The sequence below is a fragment of the Flagellimonas chongwuensis genome, from assembly GCF_013376415.1.
In the GTDB taxonomy this organism is placed as follows: domain Bacteria; phylum Bacteroidota; class Bacteroidia; order Flavobacteriales; family Flavobacteriaceae; genus Flagellimonas; species Flagellimonas chongwuensis.
The window spans coordinates 76,259-98,374 of sequence record NZ_WYET01000007.1 but is presented as its reverse complement, the minus strand read 5'-3'; the positions used below and the strand labels follow the sequence as shown (position 1 = coordinate 98,374).

General features: G+C 40.5%; 21 protein-coding genes and 1 tRNA gene. 13 read left to right on the top strand and 9 right to left on the bottom strand.

Going from position 1 to position 22,116, the window contains the following annotated elements; all coding sequences use genetic code 11:
- Window positions 1–2,382, top strand: coding sequence for a GumC family protein (locus tag GUA46_RS13280; protein WP_108244212.1), 2,382 nt, complete (start codon window positions 1–3; stop codon window positions 2,380–2,382).
- A 3-nt stretch (window positions 2,383–2,385) separates the two neighbouring features.
- On the opposite strand, the gene GUA46_RS13275 is transcribed toward GUA46_RS13280, so the two are convergent.
- Window positions 2,386–3,129: a tyrosine-protein phosphatase gene (locus GUA46_RS13275; protein WP_176620898.1), complete on the bottom strand. Its 744-nt coding sequence runs from the start codon at window positions 3,127–3,129 to the stop codon at window positions 2,386–2,388.
- Between the two features lie 273 nt (window positions 3,130–3,402).
- Here GUA46_RS13275 and GUA46_RS13270 point away from each other — a divergent pair, with 273 nt between their 5' ends.
- From GUA46_RS13270 to GUA46_RS13240, 7 genes are all read left to right on the top strand, one after another.
- Window positions 3,403–4,677 (top strand): sensor histidine kinase, encoded by a 1,275-nt coding sequence (locus GUA46_RS13270; protein ID WP_176620897.1) that lies wholly within the window; start codon window positions 3,403–3,405, stop codon window positions 4,675–4,677.
- Window positions 4,670–5,371 (top strand): response regulator transcription factor, encoded by a 702-nt coding sequence (locus tag GUA46_RS13265; RefSeq protein WP_176620896.1) that lies wholly within the window; start codon window positions 4,670–4,672, stop codon window positions 5,369–5,371. Before GUA46_RS13270 ends, GUA46_RS13265 begins: the two co-directional genes overlap by 8 nt.
- Window positions 5,372–5,431: 60 nt before the next feature.
- A complete protein-coding gene (locus GUA46_RS13260) occupies window positions 5,432–5,677 on the top strand; it encodes a hypothetical protein (protein WP_176620895.1) in 246 nt (81 codons plus the stop codon).
- An 83-nt stretch (window positions 5,678–5,760) separates the two neighbouring features.
- Window positions 5,761–6,525: a hypothetical protein gene (locus GUA46_RS13255; RefSeq protein ID WP_176620894.1), complete on the top strand. Its 765-nt coding sequence runs from the start codon at window positions 5,761–5,763 to the stop codon at window positions 6,523–6,525.
- A 78-nt stretch (window positions 6,526–6,603) separates the two neighbouring features.
- A complete protein-coding gene (locus GUA46_RS13250; protein WP_176620893.1) occupies window positions 6,604–9,156 on the top strand; it encodes a M1 family metallopeptidase in 2,553 nt (850 codons plus the stop codon).
- Window positions 9,157–9,297: 141 nt separating this feature from the next.
- Window positions 9,298–10,305 carry a DUF4198 domain-containing protein gene (locus tag GUA46_RS13245; protein ID WP_176620892.1) on the top strand — a complete coding sequence of 336 codons (1,008 nt, stop codon included), beginning with the start codon at window positions 9,298–9,300 and terminating at the stop codon, window positions 10,303–10,305.
- A gap of 65 nt (window positions 10,306–10,370) precedes the next feature.
- Entirely contained in the window at window positions 10,371–10,988 is a 618-nt protein-coding gene (locus tag GUA46_RS13240; protein WP_229418508.1) for a HupE/UreJ family protein, read from the top strand.
- Between the two features lie 91 nt (window positions 10,989–11,079).
- On the opposite strand, the gene GUA46_RS13235 is transcribed toward GUA46_RS13240, so the two are convergent.
- Window positions 11,080–11,153: transfer RNA gene (locus tag GUA46_RS13235), tRNA-Met, on the bottom strand.
- Window positions 11,154–11,290: 137 nt separating this feature from the next.
- Between GUA46_RS13235 and GUA46_RS13230 the strand changes: the two genes are divergently transcribed.
- Both GUA46_RS13230 and GUA46_RS13225 read left to right on the top strand, forming a co-directional pair.
- Window positions 11,291–11,674, top strand: coding sequence for an START-like domain-containing protein (locus GUA46_RS13230; protein ID WP_176620890.1), 384 nt, complete (start codon window positions 11,291–11,293; stop codon window positions 11,672–11,674).
- 54 nt (window positions 11,675–11,728) lie between these two features.
- Complete coding sequence (locus tag GUA46_RS13225) at window positions 11,729–12,574, top strand: aminotransferase class IV (RefSeq protein WP_176620889.1); 846 nt, start codon at window positions 11,729–11,731, stop codon at window positions 12,572–12,574.
- On the opposite strand, the gene GUA46_RS13220 is transcribed toward GUA46_RS13225, so the two are convergent.
- The 5 genes from GUA46_RS13220 to GUA46_RS13200 all read right to left on the bottom strand — a co-directional run bounded on the left by GUA46_RS13220 (window position 12,571) and on the right by GUA46_RS13200 (window position 17,098).
- Window positions 12,571–13,131 (bottom strand): YqgE/AlgH family protein, encoded by a 561-nt coding sequence (locus GUA46_RS13220; protein WP_108244200.1) that lies wholly within the window; start codon window positions 13,129–13,131, stop codon window positions 12,571–12,573. The two genes, GUA46_RS13225 and GUA46_RS13220, sit on opposite strands and share 4 nt — an antisense overlap.
- Window positions 13,132–13,250: 119 nt before the next feature.
- Window positions 13,251–13,523 (bottom strand): HU family DNA-binding protein, encoded by a 273-nt coding sequence (locus tag GUA46_RS13215; protein ID WP_014034238.1) that lies wholly within the window; start codon window positions 13,521–13,523, stop codon window positions 13,251–13,253.
- Window positions 13,524–13,699: 176 nt separating this feature from the next.
- The gene (gene fmt, locus GUA46_RS13210; protein ID WP_176620888.1) at window positions 13,700–14,662 is read right to left on the bottom strand and encodes a methionyl-tRNA formyltransferase; all 963 of its coding nucleotides are present in this window, start codon (window positions 14,660–14,662) and stop codon (window positions 13,700–13,702) included.
- Window positions 14,643–16,535, bottom strand: a complete 1,893-nt coding sequence (locus GUA46_RS13205; protein WP_176620887.1) for a RecQ family ATP-dependent DNA helicase — start codon at window positions 16,533–16,535, stop codon at window positions 14,643–14,645. Before GUA46_RS13205 ends, fmt begins: the two co-directional genes overlap by 20 nt.
- Window positions 16,535–17,098: an AAA family ATPase gene (locus tag GUA46_RS13200; protein ID WP_176620886.1), complete on the bottom strand. Its 564-nt coding sequence runs from the start codon at window positions 17,096–17,098 to the stop codon at window positions 16,535–16,537. The genes GUA46_RS13205 and GUA46_RS13200 overlap by 1 nt, the downstream gene beginning before the upstream one ends.
- An 88-nt stretch (window positions 17,099–17,186) precedes the next feature.
- Here GUA46_RS13200 and GUA46_RS13195 point away from each other — a divergent pair, with 88 nt between their 5' ends.
- The 3 genes from GUA46_RS13195 (at window position 17,187) to murA (ending at window position 19,529) form a co-directional block, all read left to right on the top strand.
- Window positions 17,187–17,474 (top strand): DUF493 family protein, encoded by a 288-nt coding sequence (locus tag GUA46_RS13195; protein WP_108244196.1) that lies wholly within the window; start codon window positions 17,187–17,189, stop codon window positions 17,472–17,474.
- Between the two features lie 81 nt (window positions 17,475–17,555).
- Window positions 17,556–18,206 (top strand): DUF4290 domain-containing protein, encoded by a 651-nt coding sequence (locus tag GUA46_RS13190; protein ID WP_176620885.1) that lies wholly within the window; start codon window positions 17,556–17,558, stop codon window positions 18,204–18,206.
- Between the two features lie 15 nt (window positions 18,207–18,221).
- Window positions 18,222–19,529 carry a UDP-N-acetylglucosamine 1-carboxyvinyltransferase gene (gene murA, locus GUA46_RS13185; RefSeq protein WP_108244194.1) on the top strand — a complete coding sequence of 436 codons (1,308 nt, stop codon included), beginning with the start codon at window positions 18,222–18,224 and terminating at the stop codon, window positions 19,527–19,529.
- Between the two features lie 5 nt (window positions 19,530–19,534).
- Here murA and GUA46_RS13180 read toward each other — a convergent pair whose 3' ends face one another.
- Both GUA46_RS13180 and GUA46_RS13175 read right to left on the bottom strand, forming a co-directional pair.
- Window positions 19,535–20,539, bottom strand: coding sequence for a pirin family protein (locus GUA46_RS13180; RefSeq protein WP_176620884.1), 1,005 nt, complete (start codon window positions 20,537–20,539; stop codon window positions 19,535–19,537).
- Between the two features lie 72 nt (window positions 20,540–20,611).
- Window positions 20,612–22,039, bottom strand: coding sequence for an amidohydrolase (locus GUA46_RS13175; RefSeq protein ID WP_176620883.1), 1,428 nt, complete (start codon window positions 22,037–22,039; stop codon window positions 20,612–20,614).
- Window positions 22,040–22,116: the final 77 nt, after the last annotated feature.

Genomic DNA, 22,116 nt, shown 5'->3' with positions numbered 1-22,116 from the left:
TTGGAAAACAAGTTTTCATTTAAAAGTATTGATTTCAAGGAAATAATTAGACAGTATACGAGCAAGTGGTATTTGTTTTTGCTCGCAGTTATATTTTGTTTGGGTATAGCTTTCCTTTACAATCGCTATACGGCACCGCTTTATGATGCCCAGGCTCGAATCAAAATAGAGATGGAGGGAAACAATAACCCCGAACTTGCGGTTTTTCAGGATTTGGGTGCTTTTCAGGGACAGATGAATCCGATTATCGATGAGATTGAAATCATCAAATCTCGGTCTAATTTTGTAGAAGTTGTAAAAAAGCTTCAGCTGAACACACAAATTTTTAGATTGGGTAATATTCTAGATTCTGAGATATATAAAGACTCTCCTTTCAATTTGAATTTTAAAGAGTCGGATTCCATAGTAAGTCAATCTGGATTCAGCTTTTATTTAAACGTGATGTCAGATGCGACATTTGGTTATAAGAGGCAAGAAGATGAGCCCTATAAACAAAACACTTTTGGATCTAATATTTCAACTCCCTTGGGAGATATGATTATAACACCAAGTGTTGAAAACATAAAGATTTACAAGGATAATGAATTTAGAATTGTAATCAGACCTGCTACCGTGGTTGCTGATAGTTATCGAGGCCGTGTTCAAATAACTCCATTGGAACGGTCCTCTAATATTTTGTCCCTTTACCTTCAGGACAGGATTCAGCAAAGGGCACAGGACATTATCAATGCACTTATAGCAGTTTATAACGAAAATGCAATTGAGGATAAAAAGATTGCAGCGGACAAAACCTCCAATTTTATTGATGCCCGTATTACAGAGATTTACTCTAATCTTTACAGTGTGGATCAATCCGCGGAAGAGTTCAAGACCAATCGTGGAATTACGGATATTTCATCCGAATCCAATATCAACTTAAGTGTGGGTATGGAGAACCGGCAACAGTTGGAAAGTGCTTCTTTGCAATTGAATATGGCATCTTCCATGAAAGATATGGTCGAAAACCAAGACGGTTATGAAATTTTGCCATCAAACCTTGGCCTCTCCGACCAAACGATTACAGGAACTACCGCACGGTACAATCAATTGGTTGCAGAAAGAAACAGGTTGTTGGAAAGTTCCAGTAATCTGAATCCAGTGGTTCAAAATTTGGACAAGGAACTTAATACCTTAAAAAGTAGTTTGCTTTCAAGTTTGAACAATACCACAGGAAACCTGGAACTGCAGATCAATAGTTTGGCTCGGCAACAATCCCGAATCAACAGTAGGATTTATTCAGCTCCCGGAAATGAACGCGAACTACGTGATATTACACGGAAATTGGAGACCACGGAGTCTTTATACCTATATCTTCTGGAAAAGCGGGAGGAGGCTCAAATAGCCTTTGCCTCAGCTTCTCCACCATCATCCATTGTGGATGCTGCTTATAGCACCAGTTCTGCCCCCGTAGCACCTAACAAGATGATCAATTATGTGGCGGCCTTGTTCCTTGGGTTTGTACTTCCGTTCATGTTTATTTATGTGTCTGGGTTATTGGACAACACCTTAAATAGCAAACAGGATTTGGAAAGTGTCATAGGGAATAATATCCCAGTTATTGCCGAACTCCCTAAAATTGGAAAAAAAGACAGAAAAATTGTAAAGAAGGACGACCGTTCAGTGTTGGCGGAGTCCTTGAGGATTTTAAGGACCAATCTCAACTATATTCAAAAGAGCCAGAAATCGAAGCCGGACAATCTTATATTTATAACTTCCAGCGTTCCTGGGGAGGGTAAAACATTTATTTCATCCAATCTGGCCAAGATTTATGCCGATACTGGAAAGAAGGTCTTATTGGTGGGAGCTGATATCCGTAACCCTAAGCTTTATGATTTCTTTTCCAGTGACGAAAATGTGGAAGTGGGAAAGAATGTTCAACCCAGAAGAAGTACAAAGGCAGGACTAACAGAGTTTCTTGTCAATTCTGACTTAAAGGTCCAGGACATCACCGTTCCGGCACACATCAATGAAAACGAAATAGACCTTATATTTTCTGGAAAAATACCGCCAAACCCAACAGAGCTACTGATGAATCCTAGAATGGGCGAATTATTTGAGAAGGTATCCAAAATGTACGATTACGTTATTGTGGACACTGCACCATTGATGGTAGTAACCGACACGTTGCTTATTAGTGAGTACGCCAGCCAAATCCTATATGTGGTCAAAGCAGGTGCTACTGAACTTAAGGTCATCGATTTTCCGTTAAAGCTTAAAGAGGAAGGTAAGTTAAAAGGACTATCCTTTGTGGTCAATAATGTAAAGCAATCCGAATTGGGCTATGGTGGAAAATATGGGTATGGTTACGGAAAGTCCGTTAAGAAATGGTGGAGCTTCTCCTAATGATTAATAAAAGGTCTGAATGGTATTTTCAATAATCGGGAAGAGATGATCTAATGTCTTTTTTGATATTTTGGTTTCTTTCAGCAGCTTCAGTTGTCTGATGTTGTGGACATCACTTCCAACAAAATCGATCATACCATCGTTCAATAACCTTTCAGTTGTTTTATGCACCGCCTTTCCATAGGATTTAGGGGCCAACGACAGTAGATTGAGCTGGAACAATACTCCTTCAGATCTTAAGGATGCGTATTTCCCATATTTACCGTGATAGTACATATACCTTTCCGGGTGTGCCAATATTGGAAAATATTTGTGCTTGGCGATTTGGTCAACTGCTATATCAAAATTAAAGGATGGCTGTAAATACGACATTTCAATAAGTAAATAGTCTTTGCTCAAGGGCATTACCTTATTGGCTTCTAAGATATTTTCAAAATTATCATCGATCATGTGTTCAGCGGCATACTCCAGATTGACTTGCCATCCATCATTTTTTTGCAATTCACTAGAAAGTTGGCCATATGCCTTTTTGATTGAACTAGGGGTGTTGTCATAGTAATTGTGCATGATATGGGGCGTGCATATAAAATTAGTCACACCGAAATCAGAAAATCCTTTGATTAACTCCAACGAATCCCCAATAGTTTTGGCGCCATCGTCAATACCAGGTAAAATGTGGTTGTGGATATCCACAAGGCCGCTCAAATAATCGACCAAGTAAATTTTCTTCTGAAAAATACTTATCATGCATAAAATTTGGAATCCAAAGATAAAGTATATAAAAGCTTAATCCATAGCGGAAAATGAAATTAGAGCTTCCAGTTGCATTAAAATAAAAAAAACCGACCTAGAATAGGTCGGTTTGAAGATTTGCTACTTTATATGTCTTAACTAAACTCAATGCTAATATAAACTATGTGTTTAAGCACAGGAACTAATGAAAGATCAAAAAGGTTAATGAAAGACTAATAGGGTTAACCATTGGGTAATTAGCTGGTATATTTTTGTTTATTTAGCGGTATGCTGACCAAAAGGAACCTCTATGTTATTTTTTTTATAATCGCAGTTGTCGGTTTGTTGGTGGTGCAATACCAATATCTGAGAGTGGGACTAGGTTTGGCCCGTGTCCAATTTTCTGATAAGATGGATAGGGCTAGGGACAACATCAATAGTGAACTATCAGCGGTAAACTCATTGACCTATACACTAGGGAACACTATCAGAAAAGATACTTCCGAGGTTAAGATTGGGTTGGATAGCCTAGAGAAGGCCTCCCAATATTACCTGAATGACTATATATCTTACCAATTAAACCTTTCCGGAATTGATGCCCCTTTTACCTATAAACTGTATTCCCGCGATTCCACAACGTATTTGAGTTCCGTTCGCCCTCACATCAAAGCGCAAGAAGACCTTACTTACCCAATTAAAGTGAAGGGATATTTACCAGAATTGCTCGAAAAGGAAATTATTCTTGAGATTGGTTTTGAAGATTTGAACAGGTACTTTTTGGGCCAATTGCGAGGACTGATTGTTCCAGGACTATTATTCTTATTGATGATAATCATAGTGGTAATCTGGGTCCTTAGATCATTTTATTTGCAACGAAGCATCAATACTACCACGAACGATTTTATCAATAACCTGACACATGAATTAAAAACGCCTGTATTCTCCATAGGATTGGCAAGTAAGATCTTGGAAGAAGATGTGCCTGAGAATAAAAAAGCCGTGGTGGAATTGATTCGAGCCGAATCTAACAGGCTTAAAAAACATATCGATAAAGTGTTGGAGTTGGCCAGCATGGAGTCCGGAAATAAGCTGTTACAGTTTCAGGAAATCGATTTTAAACCAGAATTAGAGCGAATTTGCGAAGGTTTTAGTTTGTTGGCTAAGCACGAAGAAATCCAGTTTGAGTTCGAACTCGAAGAAGGTCCATACATTATTAGGGCTGAAAAGTTCCATCTGGAAAATGTGGTGGGCAACCTATTGGAAAATGCAAAGAAGTATTCGGACAATCCACAAATAAAATTGACCGCAAGCAAACAAAAAGGGCGATTGTTCATCAGGATTACCGATAATGGACAAGGTATTGCCAAGGAGGATATGCCCAAGATCTTCAAAAAATATTATCGGGTTAAAAATGGAGATGTCCACAAGGTAAAAGGATACGGCTTAGGACTGTATTATGTGCAAAAAATAATCAAAATGCACCGTGGAAAAATTACGGTGCAAAGCGAACCGGGACATGGAACCACATTTACCATGTCCTTTAAATTGACCAAAAATGGATAAAAAGTATAAGTTGATATTGGTTGAGGATGATAATTCCCTAGGGTATCTATTATCGGAATATTTAGGAATGAAAGGTTTTGTGGTCACTTGGGCCAAAGATGCTTCGGAAGCTGTGCTAAAAACCAAGACCAATGTTTTTGACTTGGCTATTTTAGACGTGATGCTCCCCGATATGGATGGATTTGAACTGTCTCAAAAGATCAAAGGAATCAATCCCGAGCTCCCCTTTATTTTTTTAACTGCAAGGTCGCTCAAGATAGATGTTCTCAAAGGATTTTCATTAGGTGCTGTAGACTATCTTAAAAAGCCCATAGATGAAGAGGAGCTCGTTGTGCGTATCAATGCATTATTGGCCAGGTTGGTAAAGGATGAGGAACAAGAAGTTCAAGTATCCGAATATGAGATTGGCGATTACGTTCTCAACATGGATAATTTTGAACTCAAATACAACGGGAAGCCTATCAAATTGACAGGAAAGGAATTTGACCTTTTGGCATTATTGGCAAAGAACAAAAATCAATTGTGTACTCATAAAGAAATCTTGACCACGGTTTGGGACAAGAATGATTATTTCAACAAAAAAAGTCTCAACGTTTTTATATCGCATTTACGTAAACATCTGGCGCACGACCCCAAACTGAGCATAGTAAATGTAAGCCGTCGTGGATTTATGCTGAGGGTGGAGGGCGAGTAGCAAAATACTGTGGCTTGGTTTTTGTTGCAGTATTGTGTGATGAGATTATCTGTTTGATTTATGTTGAAGATTTTTAAAAATAGTGCCCCGACCCCTTCCTTGAGCCAATTGGACAATTTATACGGCCAGACCATCTGTAAATGTCCTTTACAAGAACAAATTTCCTATTGTCAAAGAGTTATAGAAAGCTCCGAATATCATCTGGGACAATCATCTTGCCCCAAAAAGGATTCCAATCGATTAAAACAGCTTATACAGGCAGCCAGAGATGAACTTAAGCTATTACGTTCACAAATTGGTTCGTAGCAATTGAATTGGGATAAAAATCGGATTTCCTCCCCTGAGAACTTTTCAAAAGCCTTAATTTTAGGATTGAAAAATCAACCAAAATGAAGAAATCAATTTTATCCCTAACATTACTTCTTATCTGTTTAAATGGTTTTGCCACCGAGACAAAACTCATGGTACGTGCCAAGGCAAAGGATGCCAAGTTCGTTGGAAGTTCCATAGGAGGAGCCCACATAATTGTCCGTAACAGTTTGAACGATGAGATCATGGCCGAGGGCAATACTACAGGCGCTACGGGAAACACGGATTTGATCATGAAAAGTGCCCATGAACGTTACACGCAACTTAGCGATGATAAAACTGCCGGGTTTATGGCAATTTTGGATATTGCCGAACCCACTTTTGTAAGCGTAGAGGTGATTTCACCAATCAATAAGAAAAATGCGCGTGTACAGGCCAGTACGGAACTTTGGTTGATTCCAGGTAAACACATTTTAGGAGATGGTATAGTATTGGAAATACCCGGTTTTGTGGTAGATATTTTAAAGCCCAATACCCATCAATATATTGATTTGAAATCCATACCAGCCTCCGGGTTGCCCATAGAGGCCCATATCGTTATGATGTGCGGTTGCCCAATAGAAGTAGATGGAATTTGGGATTCCAAATTAATGGAAGTCAAAGCCATGGTCAAAAAAGATGGAGAAATTATAGGGGAGGTCAAATTGGAAAATCCGTCCCAAAACAGCTTTCAAGGCCACTTTGGAATCAAGGAAGCTGGATATTATCAAATCACTGTTTATGCCTACAACCCAAAAACAGGGAATACGGGAGTAGATATAGTCAACTACGTTATAAGAGATTAAGTATTTGCTTTTTAATGCTTTATCACCATGATTTTAGCTACCTTGATGGGCAAAAGGGAACGAAACCAACCAAGTTTTATGAAAAGAAGCATTCTGGCCTGTGCGAGTTTATTGATAATTTCAACCTCCTGTGAGTCAACAAAAAAAGAAGATTTATTGGCAGAGGGTATTCCGCTGCAACTGGCAGAGTACCGAGTTGGCCAGGTGTCCAATGTGGTCTATGGACTTTCTTTTGATATTCCAGCCGATAAAAATCGTCCAATAGCCTCAAAATTAAAGTTGGATGTGGACCTTCATGATCTTTCGCAACCCCTATATCTTGATTTTAATGCAGACGCTTCATTGTTAAAAACCATTCAAGTAAATGGTCAAAAGCAAGACGTTGCTCATCAACAAGAACATATTATTATTTCGGAAAACCTTGAGGAAGGGCCCAATACGATTGAAATTACCTTTAATGCGGGAGAACTGTCCTTGAATCGGAATGAAAATTATTTATACACCCTTTTGGTACCTGATCGTGCCAGTACATTGTTTCCTTGTTTTGATCAACCCAACATCAAGGGACGTTATGTAGTGGATGTTATCGCACCTGCCGGCTGGAAAGTTCTTTGCGGAGCACCATTAAGGGAAGCGGAGCCAAAAGGCGAAACGGTGCATTACTCATTTGAGGAAAGCGATTTTATGAGCACTTATCTGTTTTCTTTGGTTGCAGGGAAGTTTGAATCGGTTACCGAAAACCCAGGTGTGTTTGATATGACAATGCTTTATCGTGAAACAGATTCCGCAAAAATTGCTTACAGTGTCCCCAATATTTTCGACTTGCATCAGCGATCAATCGATTTTTTAAAAGATTACACCCAATATGAGTTTCCCTTTAAGAAATTGGATTTTGCGGCCATTCCGGGGTTTCAATACGGAGGAATGGAGCATGTAGGAGCTATTCAATACCGTCAATCTTCTATCTTTTTGGATGAAAGTGCTACGGAACGCCGTCGTATGGGTAGTGCCAAGCTTATAGCACATGAAACATCACATATGTGGTTTGGGGATATGGTCACCATGGATTGGTTCAACGATGTATGGATGAAAGAGGTGTTTGCCAATTTTATGGCCGATAAGATCATGAACCCGACCTTTCCCGAAATCAACCATAAGCTCCAGTTTATGATTTCCCATTACCGTGGTGCCTACGGTGAGGACAGGACGCGTGGTACCAATCCTATACGGCAACATTTGGATAACCTAAAAAATGCCGGTAGTCTTTACGGGGGCATCATATATAACAAAGCACCAATTATGATGCGACAATTGGAGGCTGCAATAGGGGAGAAGGCTTTCCGAGACGGTATACGCGAATACATACAGACCTATGCCTATGGAAATGCTACCTGGAACGATTTGGTGGAGATTTTGGATGAAAGGACGCCCATAAACCTAAAAGATTGGAGTGAAGTATGGGTAAATCAATCAGGCAGACCAATCATAACAGAAGGGATTGAGTATGAAAATGAGAAAATAGCAAGGTTTACACTTTCTCAGCAAGCAGAAGATGGAAGCGATAAATTATGGCCGCAATCCTTTGAGATAACCTTGGTATATCCGGATAGCACCAGAGTCATCCCAGTGACGATATCAGATAGTGTTGTAAATGTGAAGTTAGCGGAGGGACTCCCACGACCCGAGACGATAATTTATAACTCAAACGCCTTTGGCTATGGAGTTTTTCCTTTGGATTCGTCCAAATTGAACGTAATCCCAACGCTAAAAGATGAGGTCGCACGTGGATATGCCTATCTCAATGCCTATGAGAATGTTCTATCTGGGCAACTCCCTCCTCTTCAGGTTTTTGATCTATACATCGATGTAATCCTACAAGAGGAAAACGAATTTGTTCATGGCATGGTCAGTGGTGAAGCTTCACAATTGTTTTGGAGTTACTTTACCGAAGAACAAAGAGCGGAAAAACAGCCATTGGTTGAAAACTTGCTATGGAACGAACTGCTTAAGGATACATATGGGCCCAATATCAAGAAGAATATTTTTGGACTCTGGAAAGGTTTAGCATATTCCGAAAAAGCTAAAGAAAAACTGTACTCGGTTTGGACCAAGCAAGTGAAAATTCCAGAATTAAAGCTCAATCAAGATGACTACACCGATATGGCCATGTCACTTGCCCTATATGATCACCAACAGGCTCCAGCAATTTTGGAGACGGCCAAGACCGAATTGGACAACCCGGATAAGATAAAACGTTTTGAATTTTTGTTGCCGGCATTATCTTCCGATGTTGCCGTAAGAGAGACCCTCTTTAAATCTTTCAAGGATGCCAAAAACAGAGAAAAAGAATCTTGGGTAGGTACTGCCTGTGGATATCTGCACCATCCGTTAAGACAAAAAACCGCAATACAACAACTTCCGTTGGCATTGGACTTATTGGAGGAGATTCAAAGGACAGGAGACATTTTCTTTCCCAAAAGGTGGTTGTCCGCTACGGTTGGACAATATCAGTCCAAGGAAGCTTATCAAATGGTAGAAGAATACCTGAAGAGTCACCCGGACCTTGAACCTTCATTAAAAGGAAAACTCTTGCAAGCTTCCGATGATCTCTATCGATTTGTAAATATGTAGCCGATTATCTGGACCTCAAAACGGACGATATTCTTATGTTTTTGAAATTTTGAGTATGGACAAAATAGATGATTTGTGGATATTTGTATCACAAGGTCGGGAATTGATTTCACCACCTAATCTTTAATAAACAAAATCATAATGAAGAAAGTTTTTTTTGGCGTTTTGGCCATCGTGCTATTATGTAGTCACGATATGTTCCTAAAAATGGACAATTATTTCCTTGAGCCTGATACACAGGCAGTAATCCAACTATTTAACGGCACTTTTGAGAAGAGTGAAAATGTTATCGACAGGAACCGTATGCTCGATATGAGCTTGGTTGGGAATGGTCGGCGTATCCAAGTAGATTCAACTCAATGGACCGAAAAGGACAGTATTACATTTTTGAATTTTAAGACAGGTGCTCCAGGTACTTGGGTGGCAGGTGTTTCAACTGCAGCAAATAATATCGCATTGGATGCAAAATCGTTCAACGATTATTTAGAGCACGATGGAGTTGTAGACATGTTGGAATGGAGAAAAGAGAACAACGCTTTGGACCAGGATGCAGTTGAGAAATATTCCAAGCACGTGAAGACCATTTTTCAAGTAGGAGAAGAGCTGTCTGATGACTGGAAAACCGCATTGGGGTATCCTATTGAATTTATTCCACAAGAAAATCCCTATGATATTCACCCAGGCCATTCTTTAAAGGTTCAATTGCTATACAAAGGAGAACCATTGGCCAACCAATTGGTGATTGTTGGCACGGAGAAATCCGAAGAAAATTCCGCAATCGAACATAGTCATGATGGAGGGGAACCACATACGCATAGTAGTGGGGAAGCACCGGACCATGATCATAATTCTGGTTTGCAACTTCGTACTGATGACACTGGTATTTTAGAGTTTGAAATAACCAATGCAGGAGTATGGCATATGAGAACCATTTATATGGTACAGTCGGAGGAAGAAGGTCTCACCCACGAGTCCAACTGGGCCACACTTACCTTCGCGATAGGTTCTGGGCATAGTGCAGCACATGGTAGCGGTACCAAAGATGACCATCACGCACATGAAGAAGAAAGTTTTCCTAGCTACATTTTTCTTCTTGTTAGTTTGATCATTGTTGCCGGTCTTTTCTTCTACTTTAAAAAGAAGAAATAATGCCTATAAAAGCCATAAGGACTAAAACATTTATTTTAACCACACTGTTTTTTCCAACCCTTTTGATGGCTCACGATGTGAGCTCCAGCGACCAACTACTATTGGATAACGGAGGGCTTTGGTCCTACATTTGGGTAGGAGCTAAACACATGGTCACTGGGTACGACCATTTGCTTTTCTTGGCAGGGGTTATCTTTTTTCTGAAAGGATTTCGGGATATTATCAAGTTCATAACTATTTTTACACTAGGACATAGCATTACGTTATTGGGTGGAACCTATTTGGGTATTCAGGTAAATGAATATCTAATTGATGCAATAATTGCATTGAGTGTACTGTATAAGGGTTTTGAAAATTTGGAAGGCTTTAACAAATTGGGAGTTAAAGTACCCAATTTGTTATTCATGGTATTTTTATTTGGACTTATACATGGTCTGGGACTTTCCACACGATTACAGACCTTTGATATGGGACAAGATCAATTTTTGTTGAAAATCATTAGTTTCAATGTTGGTGTAGAGTTAGGACAAATCGTCGCTTTGATTCCAATTATTCTTCTGATTAATATATGGAAAGGTAAGTCTAGCTATGAAGCGTTTTATAAAGCATCCAACGTTTATCTGATAATTGCTGGATTCGGTTTGTTTGCCTACCAGATGTATGGATATTTTAATGGACATTGAGTCAGGTATTTACTATCCGTATAAATGGAAAATTCAATTGTGAAGTAACATCCAAAACAAAAAAAGACCACTTTTAAAGTGGTCTTTTTTGTAGCGAGAGGGGGACTTGAACCCCCGGCCTCCGGGTTATGAATCCGACGCTCTAACCAGCTGAGCTACCTCGCCGTTATTTCGCTAAGCGGGTGCAAATATATGTTTAAATTTTCGCTGAATCAAAATTCATTATTAATTTATTATTTGATATTTATTTTTATATCTTCCCAAATTATACAAAAGTTGAAGAACGATTAAAGAACACGACAATGAGTGATAAGGTTAAATTTGAACTGGAGTTTGTTATTCAAGCTTCACCTCAGTTGCTTTACCAATATATTTCCACTCCTTCGGGACTGTCTGAATGGTATGCCGATAACGTTAATTCCCGTGGAGAAATATTTACCTTTATTTGGGACGGTGCTGAAGAAAGGGCAAAATTGCTCAAGCGTAAAAGTGAGGAGTTTGTAAAGCTGGCATGGGAAGAAAATGAGGATGGTTCATTTTTTGAAATGCGGATAATAGTTGATGAGATAACAAAGGATGTTTCATTATTTATAACAGACTTTGCTGAGGATGACGAAGTTGACGAGGCAAGAATGCTTTGGGAAAACCAGATTTCCGACCTAAAACAGGTTCTGGGTTCAACCTAGTCCTTTTCTCAGGTAAACCGTATCTTTGGTCCCGATTTTAATCGGGACTTTTTTATGGTCAATTACAACGGAGAACTTTTAGCAACGGATAAGTCAATTTTTACAGGAAGCAACAGAGCTTTTAAATACGGCGATGCCCTTTTTGAATCGGTTAGGTACGTAAACGGTACCCTATTTTTTTGGGAAGACCATTATTTTAGATTAATGGCGTCCATGCGCATTTTGCGTATGGAAATCCCGATGGAATTCACCATGGAATTTTTAGAGGAGGAAATAAAAAAGACCATAACCTCCAATGCTCAGGATAGCGGCGCTGTTCGTGTACGGTTGACTGTTTTTAGAAACGAAGGAGGCCTGTATACCCCGACTACCAATCAGATTTCCTATGTAATCGAGACCAATACCATGGAGTCTCCCTTTTTTGTTATTGAAGAAGAAAATTATGAAGTGGAGTTGTTCAAAGATTACTATGTCAATAAGGATATGCTTTCCAATCTCAAGTCTACCAACAGGATACTTAATGTGGTAGCAGGAGTCTATGCCAAAGAAAATGGCTATGCCAATTGCTTGTTGGTCAATACCGATAAAAAGGTGGTAGAGGCCATTAACGGAAACCTGTTTTTGGTAAAGGGCAACGAAATCAAGACGCCGCCTTTAAGTGATGGTTGTATGGATGGTATCATCCGTAAAAATTTGATGAAAATCATTGCAGGTTCCGAAGAATACGATTTGGTCGAGGATTCCATCTCTCCCTTCGAACTTCAAAAAGTGGACGAACTGTTTATTACCAATTCCATTGCTGGTATTCAACCCATCAGTAAATACAGGAAAAAAGAGTTCGATAAAAAGGTGGCAAAAAGCCTTGTGGGAAAATTAAATGCGAAGGCCCGAATCGGTTAATTGAGCGAAGGGTTTTCGGGGGCATTCGACCATAAAACATAATCCCCGCCAAGTTCCATCATTTTTTCTTTCCAGAAGGCATTGGGCCCCTTTTCCAAAATGCTGCTTTCGTATTCATTGGGCAGCACTACCCACGATTTGGATGAAAGTTCTTGGTCCAGTTGGCTGATTCCCCAACCAGAGTAGCCCAAAAAAAAACGAATGTCCTGTTCGGTAATGGTTCCGTTGTTGATAAGGTCAACGGTCATTTCAAAATTACCGCCCCAAAAAATACCATCGGAAATTTCAATACTATTTTCAATCAGTTCTGGAACCTTGTGTATAAAATAAAGATTGTCCTGTTCCACGGGCCCACCATTAAAAACCTGAAAAGGAATGGTAATATCGGAAACAAGGTCGCAAATGGTATAGTCCAAAGGTTTATTTAAAATAAAGCCTACCGAACCTTCGTGATTGTGTTCAGCAATAAGTACAACTGACCTATTGAAAGAAACATCACCGGTAAGTGAAGGTTCCGCAACAAGTAAATTCCCTTTTTTAGGCTTTTGACTTACCATTTACATTTTTTCTTGTACTTAAATTTAACATATTATTCAATATATGCAAAAAACACAACGCATATAAACTAAAAAAGCACCCCTAAAGGAGTGCTTTCGTATATTAAATAAATAATTGATTAGTTAACTGCACCGCTCAATTCAGCACCTGCTTTGAACTTTACAACGTTCTTAGCGGCAATCTTAATAGTAGCTCCAGTTTGTGGATTTCTACCTTCTCTAGCGCTTCTTTTAGAAACTGACCAAGAACCAAAACCTACCAAGGAAACTCTGTCTCCTTTTTTAAGCGTTCCTTCTACATTTCCCAAGAAAGATTCCAATGCTTTTTTTGCTGCTGCTTTAGTGATGCCAGCATCAGCTGCCATAGCATCGATTAATTCTGTTTTGTTCATAATGGAATTAAATTAATTGTTGTTAATATAATTTTAATGCTGAACAAATTTATATGGATTTGCGTCTCACGCAAGTAAAACCAAGGGAAATCGGGTTTTTTGTTGATAACTTGAAACGTTTGTTGATAAAGTGGGAAAAAAACGACAAATTTTCGCAGCCCAATCATAGCAAGGGCTTAGCGCAGGTGGGCGTCATTTTCTAGATTTAACCCATTTAAAACCTCGTTAACCTGCATTCTTCGTTTTCCGGGAAGCTGTAATTCCAAGAGTGAAATGTAGCCTCCTTCTACAGCAACCTTTAATGATTTCTTCTCTACAAGAATTTTTCCAATACTATGGTTATGCTCAGCCTGAAGCTTTTCTGTTTTGAAGATTTTTATTTGGTCTTCTTTGCCGTCGTTTATCAACATGGTCCACGCGCCGGGGTAAGGGCTCAATCCCCGAATATGGTTGTAAATGGTTTCCATGGAAGCGCTCCAATCGATGCGGCAGGTATCTTTATGGATTTTTGGAGCGGGTTTAAGAGTTTTATTCTCGTTCTGTGGTTGTCGGGTGGCCGTTCCAGCTTCAATCTGTTTGCAGGTTTCCACAACAAGGTCAGCTCCAATGACCATCAATCGGTCGTGCAAATCGCCTACGTTATCGGTGGGCAATATCTTTTCTGTTTGTTGAAGGACAATATTTCCGGTGTCAATTTTTTCATCAATAAAAAATGTGGTAACACCTGTTTCTGTTTCTCCATTTATTATTGCCCAGTTGATGGGTGCCGCCCCACGATACTGGGGCAGGAGGGAAGCGTGAAGGTTAAAGGTCCCAAATTCCGGCATTTGCCAAACTGCTTTGGGCAGCATTCTAAAGGCGACCACTACCTGCAAGTTGGCATTTAGCGCTTTTAATTCTTCCAGAAAGCCTTCGTCCTTTAAATTGGTAGGTTGCAATACCTTTAAATTATGCTGTACCGCAAATTGCTTCACAGCAGATTCTTGCATCTTACGGCCACGGCCGGCAGGCCTGTCTGGAGCTGTTATGACACCGACAACATTAAAATCGGCTTCCAGTATATTTTTTAAGGTTCCCACGGCAAAGTCGGGCGTACCCATAAATACAATACGAAGGGGATTATTTTTTGATGTACTCATTCTTAAAATTTAGGGAGACCAGCTCATCTTCCAGTAACCGCTCCAATGTTCTTAAAAGTTCTTTTTCATTTGCCCCAATGGCCTTTTCAAGCTGTCGGGAGGTGTGCGGACGGATTTCCAAGAGCTCCATCACCCGGTTCTCCAAATCGTGTGGAGAAGCCACTACCTTTTTCTTGGTGCAAATATCGCACGTACCGCACTTTTCACTGGTCTTTTCACCAAAATAATTAAGTAAGTATAGGCTGCGGCATAGTTTTTTATTGGAAACGTACCCCAACATCGCCGCCATATTATTCTGTTTAACCTGATTAAAATCTTTGATTTTCTTGGCGAACAGGTTAATTGTGTGGTCGTCTTCACGTGGTACCAAAAACGTAATTTCCAGATCAGAAGTATTGTTCACGTATTCTGCAATGCTATCGTCTGCAAGCTGTTGCAAGAGTTGTTTCAAACGTCCCTCGGCCATACCCGTTTTTTTGGACAGCATGTATAGGTTGATCTTGGTCTCGTATTCTGTAATACCACCATAGGTGCGCAGAATGGTCTGTATGATTGGAGCGGTCTTCCTGTTTTTGTCCAAATAATCGAATATCTCATTCTTGGACGCGACAAACTGAAGTGTGGTTTTCTCCTTAAAATTCTCCGATAGCGATAAAACCGAGTTTTGATCTAATATGCGGATGGCATTAAAGGTCATGTTGGGGTTAAAGTCGTAACGTTTACAAAATTCGTTGAACTTGAAGGACAAAGGTTCCGAAACCAATTCCCCGTAAGATATCTGGAAAAAGTTGTTGAGTTTGGAATACACCTGCTTCACAAAGGAAACATCGGGCAATGTGGACAAAAATTGTTGTTTGGCCTTATCCTCATCTTCTTTGGATGTGATAATAATGGCCGTTGATGGCTCCCCGTCGCGACCAGCTCTTCCTGCTTCCTGAAAATAACTTTCTAAACTATCCGGTATTTGATAGTGAATAACCAAACGAACATCCGGTTTATCAACTCCCATGCCAAAAGCGTTGGTGGCCACCATCACCCGTACCTTACCGTTTAACCAGAGGTTGAGTTTATCTTCTTTATCGGATTTAGGAATCCCTCCGTGAAAAAAAGATGCCGATATACCATTTTTGATCAAAAAGTTGGCCAATGAAATGGACATTTTTCTCGAACGTACGTACACAATGGCGCTACCGGAAATCCGCTCCATATATTTTTTGAGCTGGTACAGCTTGTCCTCAGAGTGTTTTACCCTAAATTCTATATTGGAGCGAGAAAAGGAATCTTTAAAAATCGCCACATTTTCCAATTCCAAATTCGCCACAATGTCATCTACAACGCGCGGCGTAGCGGTAGCCGTAAGGGCCATCATGGGAATACCGGGAACCAATTCTTTTAAAATGGAACAATCCAGATATGCTGGCCTAAAATCGTTTCCCCATTGGGATATGCAGTGTGCCTCATCAATAGCGATAAGGTTGATGTTCATTTGCTGGATACGTTCCTGGATAATGGATTGCTGTAGCCGCTCTGGGGAGAGATACAAGAACTTATAGTTGCCATAGACGCAATTGTCCAGAAGGTCGTTCAATTCACTGGGCGGAATGCCACCCGTTAAAGCAATGGCCTTGATTCCTCTTTTTTTTAACTGTGATACTTGATCTTGGATAAGCGCCACCAAAGGTGAGACTACAATACAGATGCCTTCTTTGGCGAGTGCGGGTACCTGATAGCAAAGGGATTTTCCGCCCCCGGTGGGCATTAATGCGAGAACATCTTGCCCGGATAAAACGGTGTTGATAATGTTCTTTTGGGATCCCCTGAAATCATCATAACCCCAAAATTGTTTTAAAATGCCTGTGGTGTCCTTATGCACTATAATTTTTTAAGTGTTTCCAAAATAAAATCAATCCGGTTTGGGACGTCATCTTTTGGCACTTCAATGGGGTTATAGCCAAATTTTGTATAAATTTTCATCAAGGAGTCATGAATACTCTCCGCTTCCTCAAATGTTTCCATTCGTTCATTGTCCGACACATAGATTTCTTTCCAGGGTGGAACAATAAAAATGGAGTCGTACCTGTGGTTTTTGCAGTGAGAAGTAAAAAAGTCATCGTACTCTTGTCCAAAAAAGTCCATGTAGGCCAATACGTCCGGTATACCACGGTCAAAAAAACTGACCGGGACATCTATTTTAAGGGACTCCTTGTAGTGCGATGTTCTTCCTTCCAACAAATCTTTGTTGAACTGCAATGCATCATCCACAAAAACCAAGGGGTTGGAAATATAATGTTCGGTTTGTCCCTCTTCTTTCGCTTTAGAGGTCATATCACGGATAATCTCATGAAAGCAATGGTAACCCATGCCTTCCAATCCATTAACAATGGAAGTCTTACCAGTTCCCGGCGCTCCCGTGATGACTATTTTCTTCTTTCCCAAAGACCTTGAATTTATGTTACAAAGTAATGAAATCGACTTAAGGAAAAAAAATTGACCGGTAAGCCATATATTTGTATAAAAATGAGGTATGGATAATAAGGATACGGAGGAGTTTTATGCAAAGTTAAAGGACCAGTTACTGGAAAGCACTAGTTGGCCATCTACCTACCTTTATAAATTTATAGTCCCGACAGATGAGCACCGAATTTCACAGATACAGGATATTTTTGACAACACCGGTGCCGTAATCGAGTCAAAAAAGTCCAAAAAAGGTACTTATACCAGTTTGTCCATCACAGTAAATTTGAAAGATCCAGATGCTGTGATAGAAAAATATAAGGAAGTATCGGTGGTAGAAGGCGTAATTTCTTTGTAGGCCCTTTATTTGCTATAATTTTATTACTTTGCGAACGTTATCGGATTACTTTCCAAGTATCAAATCTCTAAACACATTACTTTGAACGAAATATTTAATTTAGAATACAACACGGAGCGTCCACATCTTTTTATCCCGGAGTACGGTCGTCATTTCCAAAAAATGGTAGATCATGCGGTGTCCATTGAAGACCGTGACGAACGAAACAGAGTGGCCAAATCCATTATTAGTGTAATGGGAAATTTACAGCCCCATTTAAGGGATGTTCCCGATTTTCAGCATAAGCTTTGGGACCAATTGTTTATTATGGCCGATTTTAAGTTGGATGTGGATTCACCATTCCCGATTACTTCTAAAGAGATGTTGCAACAACGTCCGGAACCATTGGATTATCCACAAAACCATCCAAAGTACCGTTTTTACGGAAACAATATCAAAAGAATGATTGATGTTGCCGTAAGCTGGGACAAAGGTGATATGCGTTCAGGTTTGGAGTATGCGATTGCCAACCACATGAAAAAGTGCTACTTGGTTTGGAATAAGGATACGGTAGAAGATAGCGTCATCTTTAATCACCTTAAAGAGCTTAGTGATGGACAGATTGATTTGGAAAAAAGTGACGAGAGCCTTACCGAAAGTGGACAGTTTCTTAAAAATAAACCGAGTAGGTCGTCCAATAACAACAATAACAGAGGAAAGAAAGGACAGAGAGGCCGTAAAAAAAGATATTAAACTCCAAAGGAATTCATGGGTACATTTCGAATAGAAGGTGGGCACCAATTGCATGGTGAAATTACACCTCAAGGGGCAAAGAACGAAGCACTACAGATTCTTTGCGCTGTTTTACTTTCAGAAGAAAAAATTACCATAAATAACATACCCGACATTGTAGATGTCAATAAACTTATTGCCCTTTTAGAAGATTTAGGTGTAAAGATTCAAAAGAAAGGCAAGGGGTCGTATACTTTCAAGGCAGACGATGTAAACCTGGATTATCTACAATCTGCAAAGTTTAAAGAAGATGGAAGGGGACTAAGAGGGTCCATAATGTTGGTTGGTCCACTTTTGGCAAGATTCGGAAAGGGATATATTCCAAAACCAGGAGGAGATAAAATAGGAAGAAGAAGACTGGATACCCATTTTGAAGGTTTCATTAAATTGGGAGCACAGTTCCGTTACAATAAAGAAGACCATTTTTATGGGGTAGAGGCCGATAAACTAAAAGGGACCTATATGCTTTTGGATGAAGCATCGGTCACGGGAACGGCCAATATTGTAATGGCCGCAGTTTTGGCCGAAGGTACTACCACCATTTATAATGCCGCTTGCGAACCTTATCTGCAGCAATTATGCAAGATGCTGAACCGTATGGGGGCTAAAATCTCTGGTATCGGTTCCAACTTGTTGACCATTGAGGGGGTGGATTCTTTGGGAGGTACCGAACATACCATGTTGCCCGATATGATAGAAATTGGTAGCTGGATAGGTTTGGCCGCCATGACCCAGAGTGAACTTACCATTAAGAATGTGAGCTGGGACGATTTGGGCGTAATTCCCAATGTGTTCCGTAAGCTGGGAATAACCGTGGAAAGAAAAGGAGATGATATTTTTATCCCAAAACATGAAGACGGTTACGAGATACAAAACTTTATCGATGGATCTATCTTGACCATCGCAGATGCTCCGTGGCCAGGACTTACCCCGGATTTGTTGAGTATCATTTTGGTTGTGGCAACACAGGCCAAGGGAGAGGTGCTTATCCATCAAAAAATGTTCGAAAGCCGTTTGTTCTTTGTGGACAAACTTATTGATATGGGAGCAAAGATTATTCTTTGTGACCCTCACCGGGCAACAGTGATAGGGCATGATTTCAAATCTACACTAAAGTCCACCACCATGGTATCCCCCGATATTAGGGCAGGAGTGTCCCTTTTGATCGCGGCCCTTTCCGCCAAGGGAACTTCCACCATACATAATATCGAACAGATTGATCGTGGTTACGAAAACATCGATGAACGCTTGCGTGCCATTGGGGCAAATATTGTGAGGGTGTAATCTGATTACTTCTCTACCAATTTCCCATCTGGATAAAGTGCGAAACGTCCCCTGTCCTTGTCATGCACATTGTCCGGATGCGGCCATGGCCATCCTCCAAACTGCGTAAGGCGGTAATCCTCCATTACTTTTTGAATTTCTTCTTGCGTGTTCATCACAAAAGGTCCGTATTTGGCGACAGGTTCATCAATGGGTTTTCCTTGCAGTATCATAAAATGCGCTGTTTTAGAACCTATTTTGATGTTCACATCTTGCGTTGGGTTCAAAACAATTCCAAAATTTGGATTGATTTTTTGGCCCCCGATAAAAATTTCATCACCGTCATAAAAATAGAGCACACGGTTTACTTCAGGAGAATTTGCCTTTGGCAACGTGTATTCCGAATCTGAATCTACATGAATGTTCCAAACAGCTACCTCGTTATCTGGATTGGCTGCCCATGAATCGGGAGCGGGGTCAATTGGGTTCACGTTTTTGTAAGTACCCGCTACGACTTTTATTTTGGCGTTTTCCTCTTCAATCATCGGAATATCCTCGTTCCAGAGCATTTTAAAATGTGGGTCCACAAACTTTCCGACTTTAGGTAGGTTCAACCAAATTTGAAAAAGTTCCAACGTGTTTTCCTCATCATCTTTTAGCAGAGGAAACATTTCCGAATGTTGTACACCTCTTCCTGCGGTCATCCATTGTACGTCGCCCTTGCCAAATCTACCGGCGGCCCCAAGGGAATCGGAATGGTCGCAGAAACCCTTATTTACGATGGTAATGGTTTCAAAGCCACAATGTGGATGGAAGGGAAACCCGGGAATTGTTTGACCATGGTACATACGCCATTTGGCACTGGGATTAAAATCGCTTCCCAGACTTCTACCTTTTAGCAAGGACTCGTCTGGTCCCATATCACCGTTTCCTTTTGGAAAATGGTCCAAATGGTACACACTGAACAAAAATGGGTCTAAGGTTTGCCAAGGAGAACTCAATGGAAAGGTTTGTATAACGGGATTTTTCATAGCGTTGTTTTTAATTTTATTAAGATCAAAAGCCTGCGGGGGCGCAGGCTTTTCAAATAAATTATAATTTAATTATTTACCAGGAATCGGTGGTGGGCCATCGATCATGGCCTCATATTTAACATCACCTTTTCTTGTTTTATATTCTTCTTTTACTTTTTCTACCAATTTAGGGTCATCAAATAAATCTAGCATGGTCATGCCCATTGCTTTGGAAGCATAGATCATTCCTTTATGGCCAATGCTCATTCCTCCACAGGCAACGACTGCCCAAGAGTGCCATGGCGTATCTTTTGGAGCAACAGTAACCCCGAGATTAATGTTTGGTACGTTCCAGCTTACATCACCCACATCGGTAGAACCTCCGCCAGGAAGTGCCTGCGTCTCCTTTAGGGGATGAACCTCTCCATCCATGCCCACTTGTGGCTTTCCGGTCGCTTCTTGAATGGCTTTACCATAGGTAATCTCTTCGTCAGTGTAAGTAATCGGGCCTAAAAGCTCCAAATTATTCTGCATGATCTTACCGCCTTCACGATTTACCAAAGTTTCGTAAATACCTGAAATCAATGAGTATTTGTACTCGACATTGGCCATAATAGCGGCACCTTCGGCCATAGCTTTAACACGCTCAAAAGTTGGTAACATTACATCCCTCTTTGGATCACGAACACGTACCCATAACCTTGAGTAGTCGGGAACCACATTTACCACTTGTCCGCCATCTTGAATGTGATAGTGGATGCGCGATGTAGGTTTAATATGTTCTCTATAGTAATTGATTCCTGTAGTGTACAATTCCAAGGCATCGGAAGCACTACGGCCATTCCATGGGTCGGCGGAAGCGTGAGCGGCTTGTCCATAAAATTCTACCATAAAATCCACCAAAGCCAAACCACTCTGTACATCGGCTTCGATTTCGGCGGAGGGGTGCCAGCTTACATTCACATCAACATCGTCCCAAAGTCCGGCCTCTACCATCCAAACTTTTCCGAAAAACTTTTCTTCCGCGGGAGTTCCAAAGAATTTTACGGTTCCCTTAATTGTACCCGCTTCAATTTGTTCCTTAATGGCAATGGCCGCTCCCAAACTGGCGGCACCGAACATGTTATGTCCGCAACCATGCCCAGGTTCGCCCTCGATTCTGGGGTCTTTAGAGGGAACGGTGTTTTGTGAAAGTCCAGGGAGGGCATCAAACTCGCCCAACACACTGATTACAGGCGAACCGGAACCGTAAGTGGCGATAAATGCCGTTGGAATGTCCGCAACACCACGGGTAACGGTCATTCCATTTTCTTCGGCATAATCGGCAAGCAATTCGGCAGAAATGGATTCTTCAAAAGCAGTTTCGGCTAAGGCCCAAATGGAATCACTGATTTTAATCAAGTTTTCTTTGTGTTTTTCCACGGAAGCAACAACGGCTTTTTTGTCCTTGGACATCTTCTGGGCGGATAGGTTAAGCGACACCAATCCCAAAAGGAGTAAGGTTGAAAGTTTTTTCATTTTTAAGGTTTTGAGTTAGTTATGTCCTGTTGATTTGACCTAGTTTTTTTGAGATAAAACAAAATCGTCCCAACAGA